Raw genomic sequence first — 12,989 nt, 5'->3', positions numbered from 1 at the left:
TACGACGATGACCAATGAACAGCTTGTCGAGGCGCTGCGCGTGTCGGCCAAGGAGAACGCCCGGCTGCGCCGGGAGAACGCCTCGCTCCAGGAGGGGGCGGCCGAGCCGGTTGCCATCGTGGGGATGGCCTGCCGGCTGCCCGGCGGCGTCGACTCGCCGGAGTCGCTGTGGGAGCTGGTGGCCTCGGGAGGGGACGCGGTCTCGCCGTTCCCCACCGACCGCGGCTGGGACCTGGACAGCCTGTACGACCCGGACCCGGACCACCCGGGCACCACGTACGTCCGCGAGGGCGGCTTCCTGGACCGGGCCGGCGCGTTCGACCCGGACCCGTTCGGCATCTCGCCGCGTGAGGCGCTGGCCATGGACCCGCAACAGCGGCTGCTGCTGGAGGCCACCTGGGAGGTCCTGGAACGCGCCGGTATCGACCCCACCTCACTGCGCGGCAGCCGCACCGGCGTGTTCACCGGCATCATGTACCAGGACTACGTGACCCGTCTGCGTGGCTTCCCCGCCGAGTTGGAGGGCTACCTCGGCAACGGCAGCGCGTCCAGCGTGGCGTCCGGCCGGGTCTCGTACACCTTCGGCTTCGAAGGACCGGCCGTCTCCCTGGACACCGCCTGCTCCTCCTCCCTGGTCGCCCTGCACCTCGCCGTGCGGGCGCTGCGCTCCGGCGAGTGCTCGCTCGCGGTCGCCGGCGGCGTCACGGTGATGTCCGTCCCGCACCCGTACGTGGAGTTCAGCCGGCAGCGGGGGCTGGCCGCCGACGCGCGGTGCAAGGCCTTCGACGCGGCCGCGGACGGCACCGTGCTCAGCGAGGGCGTCGGGCTGCTGCTGGTGGAGCGGCTGTCGGACGCCCAGCGGCTCGGCCACCCGGTGCTGGCGGTGGTACGCGGCACCGCCGTCAACCAGGACGGCGCCTCCAACGGCCTCACCGCCCCCAACGGCCCCTCCCAGCAGCGCGTGATCCGCGACGCGCTCGCCGACGCCCGGCTGACCGCGAGCGACGTGGATGTGGTGGAGGCGCACGGCACCGGCACCATGCTCGGCGATCCGATCGAGGCCCAGGCCCTGATCGCCACCTACGGGCAGCACCGGGAGCTGCCGGTGTACCTCGGGTCGCTGAAGTCCAACATCGGCCATACGCAGGCGGCCGCCGGGGTGGCCGGCGTCATCAAGACGGTGCTGGCCATGCGGCACGGTGTGATGCCGAAGACGCTGCACATCAGCGAGCCGACGCCGAATGTCGACTGGTCGCAGGGCGAGGTCCGGCTGTTGTCCGAGGCCCGGGACTGGCCGAGCACCGATCAGCGCCCCCGCCGCGCCGCGGTCTCCTCGTTCGGCATCAGCGGCACCAACGCGCATGTGGTCCTCGAACAGGCCCCGGCCACGCCGGAGCCCGACGTGCCGGAGGCGCCGTCGGCCGGGCCGGTGCCCTGGGTGCTGTCCGCGCACACCGAGCCCGCGCTGACCGCCCTGGCCGGACGGCTCGCCACGCATGTCGCGGAGGACGACGCGCCGCTCGGCGACGTCGCACACACCCTCAACACCACCCGCGCCACCCTCCCGCACCGCGCGGTGGTCGTCGGGGAGACCCGTGAGGAGTTCGTCGCCGCGCTCCGCGCCATGCGGCCGACCCCGCCCCGGCGCGGGCCGCTGGCGGTGATGTTCACCGGACAGGGCTCCCAACGCCCCGGCATGGGACGACAACTCTACGAACACTTCCCCGCCTTCGCCGAAGCACTCGACGACATCCTCGAACTCACCGGCCCCGAACTACGCGACGTCATGTTCAACCCCGACCAAGCCGACACACTCCACCGCACCGACCACGCACAAATCGCCATCTTCGCCTTCGAAACCGCCCTCTACCGACTCTGGCAAACCTGGGGCCTCCAACCCGACGCCGTATGCGGCCACTCCCTCGGAGAAATCACCGCCGCCCACATCACCGGCGCCCTCACCCTCCCCGACGCCATCCACCTCATCACCACACGCGCCACCCTCATGCAAAACCTCCCACCCGGCGGCGCCATGCTCGCCATCGCCACCGACCCCCACACCCTCCAACCCCACCTCACCGCCCACAAAAACACCATCTCCATCGCCGCCATCAACGGCCCCCACACCACCGTCCTCTCCGGCGACCACACCACCCTCCACCACATCGCCACCCAACTCAACGTCAAAACCAACTGGCTCAACGTCAGCCACGCCTTCCACTCCCCCCTCATGCAACCCATCCTCACCCCCTTCACCACCACCCTCAACACCCTCACCCACCACCCCCCACACACCCCCCTCATCAGCATGCTCACCGCAACACCCACCCACCCCGACACCACCCACTGGACCCACCACATCACCGCACCCGTCCGCTACACCGACACCCTCCACCACCTCCACCACCACCACGGCATCACCACCTACCTCGAAATCGGCCCCGACGCCACCCTCACCACCCTCGCCCGCACCACCCTCCCCACCACCACCCACCTCATCCCCACCACCCGCCGCAACCACAACGAAGTCCACAGCGTGCTCAGCGCGTTGGGCAAGGTGTTCAGCGTGGGCCACCCGGTGGACTGGCGGGCCCTCACCCCGGCCGGGAGGCATACATCCCTGCCGACGTACCCCTTCCAACGGCGGGACTTCTGGCTGCACGATGCCGCCGGCGGGGGCACCGAGGTGACCGGAGCCGGCCTGGACACAACGAACCACCCCCTCCTGGGCGCCATGACCACCGTGGCCGACACCGGCGAACTCATCCTCACCGGCCGACTCTCCACCACCACCCACCCCTGGCTCACCGACCACACAGTCGGCAACACCGTCATCGTCCCCGGCACAGCACTCCTCGACATGGCCATCCAAGCCGGCGACGAAACCGACCACACCACCCTCGACGAACTCGTCATCCACACCCCCCTCACCCTCACCCACCCCACCCCCATCCAAATCACCGTAGGCCCCGAAACCACCACCGGCCACCGCCCCCTCGCCCTCCACAGCCGCCACACCAACGGCACCTGGACCCGCCACGCCACCGGCACCCTCAGCCGCCACACCCCACCCACCCCCACACCCACACCACACGACACCCGACCACCAGCCGACGCCCACCCCATCGACCTCACCAACGCCTACCAACAACTCGCCAACACCGGACTCCACTACGGCCCCGCCTTCCAAGGACTCCGCACCCTCCACCACCACCACAACACCCTCTACGCCGACATCCAACTCCCCACCACCGCAGGCACCACCACCGGCCACCCCCTACACCCCGCACTCCTCGACGCCGCCCTCCACCCCGCCGCGGTGATCGCCGCACAAGACGAGGACGGCGACGTCCACCTGCCGTTCTCCTTCTCCGGTGTCACCGTCCACGCCACCGGCGCCACCCACCTGCGAGTCCGACTGGACATCGACGACACCGGCGCCATCCGCCTGCTGGCCACCGACACCACCGGCCAGCCCGTCATCACCATCGACCACCTCGCCACCCGGCGCCACGCCGCCCCCACCGCCCCGTCCAGCCGGCACCTCTACCGACTGGCCTGGCGTCCCGCGCCGCTCACCGGCCCCGAGGTCGCCCCGGAGTTCGAGCGGTACGCGGTGCCGACGGTCGGCGACGACGTCCTGGCCGACACCCACCGCATCACCACCGAAACCCTGGCCCACGTCCAACACCACCTGGCCCAGAACACCACCACCCCCCTCGTCGTCGAAGCCACCCACGACGACCTCGCCGGCGCAGCCGTCTGGGGACTACTCCGCACCGCCCAAACCGAACACCCCAACCGCATCATCCTCATCGACACCGACCACCACCCCGCCTCCCACAAGGCCCTGCCCGCCGTCATCGCCTCCGGCGAACCCCAGGCCCGCATCCGCGACGGCGCCATCACCCTCCCCCGACTGACACGCGGGCCGGTGGACGCCGGGGCGTCCCCCGACGAACGGCCCGACCTCTCCTCGGGCCCCGTGCTGATCACCGGCGGCACCGGCGGACTGGGCTCACTGGTCGCCCGTCACCTGGTCGCCGAACACGGCGTCCGCGACCTGGTCCTGGCCAGCCGCCAAGGACCCGACGCGGACGGCACCACCGAACTCACCACCGAACTCACCGACCTCGGCGCCCACGTCCGCGTCCGCTCCTGCGACCTCACCAACCGCACCGCCCTCGCCACACTCATCGACGACATCGGCCCCCTCACCGGCATCATCCACACCGCCGGCGCCCTCGCCGACACCACCCTCGACCGCCTCGACCCCGACGCGCTGACCACCACGTTCGCACCCAAAGCCGACGCCGCCTGGTGGTTGCACGAACTCACCCGCGATCACGGCCTGACCCTCTTCGTGGTCTTCTCGTCGATCGCCGGCACCCTCGGCAGCGCCGGCCAGGCCAACTACGCCGCCGCCAACGCCTTTCTCGACGCCCTGATCACCCATCGTCGCCGCCACGGCCTGCCCGGTACCTCGCTCGCCTGGGGCGCCTGGGACCGCACCACCGGCATGACCCGCCACCTCACCCAAGCCGACCACGACCGGCTGACCCGCAACGGGCTCCGGCCGCTGTCGGACGCCGAAGGGCTGGCGCTCTTCGACGCGGCGGTCGGCTCCGGTGAGGCGGTGCTGGTGCCGGTGAAGCTGGACGTCGGGACACTGGGCCGGCTGGAGTCGGTGCCGGAGGCGCTGCGGGACCTGGTCCGACGGCCCCGGCCGACCGCCCGGCGCGCCGCGATCGCGGCGCCGCCCGTGGTCGACCCCGGGTCGGCGCTGGAGCTGGTGTGCGAGCAGGTCGCCGAGGTGCTGGGGCACGGCGACGCCGGCGCGGTCGATCCCGAGCGGGACTTCCGGGAGTTCGGCTTCGACTCGCTGACCGCGGTCGAGCTGCGGAACCGGCTGGCGTCCGCCACCGGGCTGCGGCTGTCCGCGACCGTGGTGTTCGACCACCCGACGGCCACCGCGCTCGCCGACCACGTGCGGGAGCGGCTGGCGGCCGGGCGTTCACCGCGGTCGTCGGCCTACACGGTGGCCACGCTGTACGAGCGGCTGTACCGGGACGGTCGGATCGAGGCGGCGACCCAGATGCTGGTCGGTGCGTCCTGGTCGGTGCCGACCTTCTCGGGCCGCGACAGCGCGGAGCACGCCGTGCGGCCGGTGACGCTGTCGACCGGTCCGCGGCGGCCGAGGGTGGTCTGCGTGCCGGCGGTGACTCCGGCGGCCACCCCGCACGAGTACGACGCGTTGGGCCGTCGGCTGGAGGGGGTCCTGGACGGCGCGGTGCTGCCCTACCCCGGCTTCGGCACCGGTCAGGCCGTACCGGAGGACCGTGAGACGCTGGTCGGCATGCACGCGCGGGCCGTACTCGACCACGTCGGCGACGAGCCGTACGTGCTGGTGGGCCGGTCCCTGGGCGGCACCGTGGCGCACGCCGTCACGGGCGAGCTGGAGCGGCTGGGCCGCGGGCCGCGGGGGCTGGTACTGATCGACACCTATCCGCTGGACGGCGCCGCGCGGGCCCAGGAGTGGCTGCTCGGGCTGCCCGCGCGGGCCGCGGTGGAGGAGGGCGCGCCGGACGACGCCGCGCTGCTGGCGATGGGTGCCTACCTGCGGATGTTCGCCGGCTGGACACCGCACGCGGTCACCACGCCGACGCTGTTCCTGCGGGCCGGCCGCCCCACGCCGGAGATGGCCGGACAGGACGGCTGGCAGGCGTCGTGGCCGCTGCCGCACGACCTGATCGAGGTGGCGGGCGATCACTTCACGGTGCTGACCGACGAGGTGGCGGACACCGCGGAGGCGCTGCTGGGGTGGCTGGAGAAGCTGGGCTGACGAGGTGGCGGCGGCATCCCGGCCGCACGCCGCCTTTCCCCCTCCTGACCTCGCCCGACGGGTGGTCGGCCGGTCGGCTGTCTGACGGGTGGTGACCGGCGTGTGGAACGGCCGGTGGAATTCCGTCACTGGAACGCCGCCGCGGCCCAGACCTAGCATCGGCGCCGCCGGAAGGACTCGGTCAGCACGGGGGGACACGCTCGATCGCTGGAGGAACCTTTGACCAGATTGGTGGAGAGGAACGAGCAGCTGTCCCGCCTCGCCACGCTGTTGCATCAGGCCAGGTCGGGGACGGGAAGTATCGCCCTCGTGGAGGGGGCGGCGGCGACCGGCAAGACGGAGTTGCTGCACTCGTTCGCCCAGTCCGCCGACGGCGCACGCCCGCACCGCACCGGCGGCCCCGGTACGGACGCGCCCTGCGACGGCACACCAGCGGACGGCGGGCCCGGGGCCGACGGGGAGTTGCTGCGGCTGCACGCGATCTGTTCGCCGGCCGAGCGCGCGCTCCCGCTGGGTGTGGTGAGCCAGCTGCTCCTGGCGCCCGCACTGCCGGCGGCGTTCCGGGCTCGGGCCGCGGAACTGATCGACAGGCTCGCGTCCACCCCCGATACCGGGGCGACCGAGCGGCTGGCCGCCCAGGTGCTGCATGGGCTGTGCAGGGAACTGCTCGCCCTGGTGAACCGTTCACCGGCGCTGATCACGGTGGACGACGTGCAGCACGCCGACCCGGAGTCGGTGCTGTGGCTGCTGTGGCTGGCCCGGCGGATCGGGCCGGCCCCCGTGCTGGTGGTGCTGGCCAGCGACGTCGGCCCGCACCCGGGCTTCGCGGCGGCCAGGACCGAGCTGTTGCGGTACCCGCACAGCGCTCTGATCCCGGTCGACCGGCTGTCGCAGCGGGGCGCCGCCGAGCTGATCGGCCGGCATCTCGGGCGGTCGGCCGCGCACCGGCTGGCGCCGGCGTTCTTCCGTGCCAGCGGCGGCAACCCGCTGCTGCTGCGCGCCCTGTTGGACGACTGGCGGACCGGCCGGAACATGGCCGGCCACTCGTACCGGCAGGCGCTGCTGACCAGTCTGCGGCGCGCCGGGCCGGCCGGGCTGGCCGTGGTCCGGGGCCTTGCGGTGCTGGGCGAGTACACCTCGGAGGCGTTGCTGAGCCGGCTGGTCGGGGTGAACGTGGACGTGGTCGCCGACACCGTCCGGGCCTTCGAGGCGGGCGGGCTGCTCACCGACGGGGATTTCGCGCACCCCAACGGCCGGGCCGGGGTGCTCGATGACCTGTCGCCGCCACAGCGTGTGGCGCTGCACCGCGCCGCGGCCCGGCTGTTACAGGAACGGGGCGAGCCGGCCACCGCGGTCGCCGCGCACATCATCGCGGGCGAGGGCGCCGACGGGATCCCGGCCACCCGGGTACTGCTGGACGCGGCCGAGAGCCATCTGTTGGAGCAGCGGTTCGAGGTGGCCGTGAACTGCCTGGAGCAGGCGCTGCGCAGCGCCGGGGACGGCCGGGAGCGGGCCGCGATCCGCGCCCGGCTGGCCCAGGTGGAGTGGCGCTGCGACCCCCGCGCCGCGGCCCGGCACCTGGAGCCGCTGGTCGGGGACGCACGGGCCGGTCTGCTGACGGCCGGCGACACCATCGAGGTGTGCCGGCAACTGCTGTGGCAGGGCCACTGTGAGGAGGCCACCACGCTCATCGAGGGGCTGCGGGCCGCGCCGGCCGACGAGGCGGCCGACACCGGTGCCCGGCTGCGCGCGTTCGAGCTGTGGCTGATGTGCACCCACCCGCGGCCGGCCCGGCGGCGCCGGCCGGTGCTGCGGGGCCGGCCGGCGGCCGAGGGGCCGGCGGACCGGTCCGCGCCGTGGCAGCGGTTCTCCGCGGTGCTGGCGGATGTGCTGATCCACGGGCGGTACGAGGAGGCCACCGAACGGGCCGAGCAGTTGCTGCACAAGGCCAGCGTGCAGCGGGGCACGGTGTGGACCGGGGAGTCCGCGCTGCTGTGCCTGATGCCGGAGGTGTACGCCGACCGGACGGAGCGGGCGGCCCGCTGGTGCGAGGCGTGGCGCCGGGATCCGTGGACCGCGCGGGTGCCGATGTCCCGGGCCGAGCTGGCCGCGGTGTCGGCGGAGATCGCGGTCCGGCGCGGTGACCTGACGGCGGCCACCGAACGGGCGCGGGCCGCGCTGGAGGAGGTGTCCGCGCCGGCCTGGGGCACGGCCGCCGGCCTGCCGCTGAGTTCGCTGATCCTGGCCGCCACCCGGAGGGGGCAGCTGCGAACGGCCGCCGAGTATCTGCGGGTGCCGGTCCCGGCGTCGATGTTCGAGAGCCGGTACGGGCTGCACTACCTGTACGCGCGCGGCCACTACCACCTCGTATGCGACAACCACGCCGCCGCCCTGGCCGACTTCTTCGCCTGCGGCGAGCTGATGCGCTCCTGGGCGCTGGACACCCCGGGCCTGGTGCCGTGGCGCACCGGCGCGGCCGAGACCTGGCTGCGGCAAGGCAACCGGGAGCAAGCCAGACGGCTGCTGAACGAACAGCTGGCCTGGGTGGGGACCGACTTCGGCCGGGTGCGGGGGCAGGCGCTCCGGCTGCTCGCGGCGTGCGGGAGCCAGCGGCAGCGCACCGATCTGCTGGGGGACGCGGTGGAGATCCTGGAGGGCGCCGGGGACCGTTACGAACTGGCGCGGGCGCTGGCCGACCTCAGCCACGCGCACCACACGTCCGGCGAGCAACGGCGGGCCCGGCAGACGGCCCGCCGGGCCTGGCACGTGGCGCGCAGCTGCCAGGCCGAGCCGCTGTGCCGGGAGCTGTTCCCGGGCATGGCCGAGCACGAGGTGGACGGGCCGGGTGCGTTGGAGGACACCGCGCTGACCTTCCTCAGCCGGGCCGAGCGCCGGGTGGCGACGCTGGCCTCGGCCGGCTACACCAACCGGGCCATCGCGGAGAAGCTGTTCGTCACCGAGAGCACGGTCGAGCAGCATCTGACGAAGGTGTACCGGAAGCTGGGCGTGAAGCACCGCGAGGAGCTGCCCGCGCTGCTCCACCACGACATCGCGACGTCCGCATGATGGGCGCACCGCTGCCGTCGGCGTGGGAGTCGCTGCCGGCCGCGCAGCAGCCGGAGTGGGACGCGCACCCCGCGCACGCCGCCGCGCTCGGCTGGCTGCGCGGCGCCGCGCCGCTGGTGACGCACACCGAGGTGGCCGCCCTGGGCTGGGGCCTGGCGAAAGTGGCGCGGGGCCAGGCCCGGCTGGTGCAGGCGGGCGACTGCGCGGAGAGCTTCTATGAGTCGGGTGCCGGGCACACCGCGGCGAAGGTGGCGGCGATCGAGGAGCTGGCCGGCCGGATGGCGGTGCGGACCGGCCAGCCGGTGCTGCGGATCGGGCGGATCGCCGGGCAGTACGCCAAGCCGCGGTCGGCGCCGGTCGAGACGGTCGACGGGGTGACGCTACCGGTCTTCCGCGGGCACATGGTCAATCTGGAGACGGTCTCGGAGCTCGCCCGGCGGCCCGATCCGCGCCGGATGGTCTGGGCGTACCAGGCGAGCGAGGAGATCCTGCGGGACCTGCGCGCCCAGCGCCTCCAGGCGGCGGACGGCGGGCGGCTGGGGCCGTGGAGCAGCCATGAGGCGCTGGTGCTGGACTACGAAGCCGGTCTGGTGCGGCATGACCCGGCGGCCGGCCGATCGCTGCTGGGCTCCACGCACTTCCCGTGGATCGGCGAGCGCACCCGGCAGCTGGACCACGCGCATGTGGCGCTGCTGGCCGCCGTGCGCAACCCGGTGGGCTGCAAGATCGGCCCGTCGACCGACCCGGAGACGCTGCTGCGGCTGTGCGCGGCGCTCGACCCGGACCGGGTCCCGGGGCGGCTGACATTGATCTTCCGGATGGGCCGGGACGCGGTCGCGGAGGCGCTGCCGCCGCTGGTGCGGGCGGTGGTGTCGGCCGGCCACCCGGTGGTGTGGCTGAGCGATCCGATGCACGGCAACACCCGGCGGGCGGCGAGCGGGCTGAAGACGCGGTATCTGGCCGATCTGATCGCGGAGGGCCGGGAGTTCCGCCGGGTGGTGGAGCGGGCCGGCCGGCATGTGGGCGGGCTGCACCTGGAGGTGGCCGCGGAGCGGGTGACCGAGTGCGTCGGCCGCCCGGAGGAGGAGCACGCGCTGACCGAGCGCTACCTGTCGCTGTGCGACCCGAGGTTGACCGTAGAGCAGGCGTCCGAGCTGATCGACGCCATTTTCTGACAGGAGGCTGGATCCCGTGATCTTGGTGACCGGTGCTACCGGGGCCGTGGGCGGCGAGGTCGTCGACCGGCTGCTGGAACGTGGAGAGAAGGTCCGGGTGCTCACCCGGAACCCCGAGGGCGCCCGGCGCTGGGCCACGGCGGTGGATGTCGTCACCGGCGATCTGACGGACCCCGGCTCGCTGGGTCCCGCGCTGGACGGCGTGGACCGGGCGTTCCTGCTCCTGGTGCTGCCCGGGATACCGCAGGCCGGGCCGATCGTGGACGCGGTGCGCGACGCGGGCGTGCGGCATGTGGTGCTGCTGTCCTCGATCCGGGCCGGCAGCGCGCGGGACAGCGCCATCAAGCAGGCGAACCTGGCGGCGGAGGCGGCGGTCCAGGGCTCCGGCCTGGACTGGACGGTGCTGCGCGGCGGCACGTTCATGTCCAACACGCTGCCGTGGGCACCGTCGGTGCGCGCCGAGCGGGTGGTGCGGGCCTTCGGCAGGGACTTCCGCAGTTCGGCGGTGGATCCCCGGGACGTGGGCGCGGTGGCCGCCCGGGTGCTGGCGGACCCGGCCCCGCACCGGTCCCGGGTGCACACGCTGACCGGCGGCGAGGTGATCACGGTCGCCGAGCAGGTGGCCGTGCTGTCCGGCCTGCTCGGCGAGCCGGTGGCGTTCGAGGAACTCCCGGAGGCGGTGGCTCGGGCGGCGATGGTGGAGCGGCTGCACTACCCGCCGGCGGTCGCCGACGCGATGCTGACCATGCTGCGCAACACCGACGAGAGCCTGGTGCGGGTCGACGGGGCGGTGGCGGAAGTCCTGGGCCGGCCGCCGCGGTCGTACCGGGAGTGGGCCGCCGACCACATCGAGGCGTTCCGGTGACCACCGACTGCGACGTGCTGGTGGTCGGCTGGGGGCCGGTCGGCCGGCTGACCGCGATACTGCTGGCCCAGCAGGGCTGGCGGGTGACCGTGCTGGAGCGCTACGAGCGGCCGTACCCGTTCCCGCGGGCGGTGCACTTCGACGGGGAGACCGCGCGGTATCTGGCGGCCGCCGGGATCGGGGACCGGCTGCACGAGGTCGGGGACCCGGCGGTCGACTACGAGTTCCACACCGCCGACGGCCAGGTGCTGATGCGCCTGGAGCTGGCCGGCGACCCGCCCGGGTCGGCCGGCTGGCCGAGGTCGGTGGTCTTCCACCAGCCGGCGCTGGAGCGAGTGTTGCAGGAGAGGGCCGAGCGGCTGCCGAACCTGCGGCTGCTGCGCGGCGTGGAGGTGACCGGCTGCGTCGAGCGGGACGATCACGTGGAGGTCGGTGCGGGCCGGCGCCGGTTCACCGCCTCCTGGGTGGTGGGCTGCGACGGCGCGCACAGCGTGGTGCGCCATGCCATCCGGTCCACCGTGACCGACCTGGGGTTCTTCTACGACTGGCTGCTCTGCGACCTGGTGCTGGACGAGCCGCGCGAGTTCCGGCCGAACAACCTCCAGATCTGCGACCCGGCCCGGCCGACCACGGTGGTCTCCGGCGGTCTGGAACACCGTCGCTGGGAATTCATGCGGCTGCCGGGCGAGAGCGTCGAGGAGCTGAACCGGCCGGAGACCGCCTGGCGGCTGCTGGAACCGCACGGCGTCACCCCGGACAACGCCACCATGCACCGGCACTCGGTGTATACCTTCCGCGCGCAGTGGGTGGACCAGTGGCGGCGCGGCCGGATCCTGCTGGCCGGGGACGCCGCGCATCTGATGCCCCCGTTCGCCGGCCAGGGCATGTGCGCCGGCGTCCGGGACGCGGCCAACCTGGCCTGGAAGCTGGACCTGGTGCTGCGCGGCCGCGCCGACCCGGCGCTGCTGGACAGCTACGCGGTCGAACGCACCGGCCACCTACGGCACTTCATCGGCTACGCGATCGAGCTGGGCAAGATGGTGTGCGAGCTGGACCCGGCCGCGGCCGCGGTGCGCGACAGCATGCTGCTGGCGCGGGCGGCCGACCCGGAGGCCGAGGAGCCGCCACAGCTCAGCGGGGTGCCGCTGACCGAGGGGCTGCTGTCCGGGGCGGGCCCCGGCGCGGGCGCGTACATGCCGCAGGGCCGGGTGACCGGCACCGCCGGCACCGGACGCTTCGACGACGTGGCCGGACGCGGCTTCGTGTTCCTGACCGGGCAGGACCCGGCGGCGCTGCTGGACGAGGCCGACCGGGAGTTCCTGGCCGGCATCGGGACCCGCCTGGTGCGGGTGGTGCCGGCCGGGGCACCGGTGGGCGAGGGCGAGGTGGCCGACGACGACGGGGTGTACCTGCCGTTCCTGGCCGAGTCCTCGGCGGTCGCGCTGATGGTGCGGCCGGACTTCTACGTCTTCGGATCCGCCGCGGACCGTGTGTCGGTGGCGGAGCTGGTGGGCGACCTGCGTCGCGGGCTGCTGTCCGCGACGCCGCAACGATCACTCTCGGGAGGACCCGTATGACCGCCACGCACCTGTCCCTGTGGGAGAAGTGGACCAACCTCTGGTACAACCAGCTGGATCTGACCGACGAGATCATCGCGCCCGGGTTCAAGCTGTGCCTGGAGTCCGACCGCGACCTCAGCGCGATCAACGACGCGCAGTCGGTCCGTAGGTGGGTGGTGGCGGTGAACGCGATCTTCCAAGAGGCGAAATTCACCACCCTGGTCGGGCCGATCATCACGGACGAGTACATCACCACGCACTGGAGCGTGATCGGCAAGCTGGGTCCGGGCGCGGGCGAAATCGGGCCGGAGGGTGCCACGTTCACCCGGGTGCTGACCGAGATCCTCAAGGTGGAGAACGGTCTGATCACCGAGTGCTGGGCGTCCTGCGACCCGGTCAAGGTGCTCGTCGACTAGACGCGGCCGCCGCGGCCGGCCGGACCCACCCGGCGGTGGGCCCACGGGTACGGCAACGACCGCCGG

5 protein-coding genes and 1 pseudogene are annotated in these 12,989 nt (G+C 73.4%); all 6 read left to right on the top strand.

The window, feature by feature from the left end; all coding sequences use genetic code 11:
- Positions 1-31: 31 nt before the first annotated feature.
- Positions 32-5,842 (top strand): annotated as a pseudogene (locus tag PS467_RS35720) (type I polyketide synthase); the annotation flags it as partial.
- A gap of 219 nt (positions 5,843-6,061) precedes the next feature.
- Entirely contained in the window at positions 6,062-8,908 is a 2,847-nt protein-coding gene (locus PS467_RS35715; RefSeq protein WP_311038687.1) for a helix-turn-helix transcriptional regulator, read from the top strand.
- Positions 8,908-10,083 carry a 3-deoxy-7-phosphoheptulonate synthase gene (locus PS467_RS35710; protein ID WP_311038686.1) on the top strand — a complete coding sequence of 392 codons (1,176 nt, stop codon included), beginning with the start codon at positions 8,908-8,910 and terminating at the stop codon, positions 10,081-10,083. The genes PS467_RS35715 and PS467_RS35710 overlap by 1 nt, the downstream gene beginning before the upstream one ends.
- A gap of 16 nt (positions 10,084-10,099) precedes the next feature.
- Complete coding sequence (locus tag PS467_RS35705) at positions 10,100-10,948, top strand: NAD(P)H-binding protein (protein ID WP_311038685.1); 849 nt, start codon at positions 10,100-10,102, stop codon at positions 10,946-10,948.
- On the top strand, positions 10,945-12,525 hold the full coding sequence (mhpA, locus tag PS467_RS35700; protein WP_311038684.1) for a bifunctional 3-(3-hydroxy-phenyl)propionate/3-hydroxycinnamic acid hydroxylase MhpA: 1,581 nt from the start codon (positions 10,945-10,947) through the stop codon (positions 12,523-12,525). Before PS467_RS35705 ends, mhpA begins: the two co-directional genes overlap by 4 nt.
- The gene (locus PS467_RS35695; protein ID WP_311038683.1) at positions 12,522-12,923 is read left to right on the top strand and encodes a hypothetical protein; all 402 of its coding nucleotides are present in this window, start codon (positions 12,522-12,524) and stop codon (positions 12,921-12,923) included. The genes mhpA and PS467_RS35695 overlap by 4 nt, the downstream gene beginning before the upstream one ends.
- Positions 12,924-12,989 lie beyond the last annotated feature (66 nt).

This window comes from Streptomyces luomodiensis (assembly GCF_031679605.1).
Classification (GTDB): domain Bacteria; phylum Actinomycetota; class Actinomycetes; order Streptomycetales; family Streptomycetaceae; genus Streptomyces; species Streptomyces luomodiensis.
The sequence above is the reverse complement of the archived record's forward strand: the minus strand, read 5'-3'. Positions and strand labels throughout refer to the sequence as shown.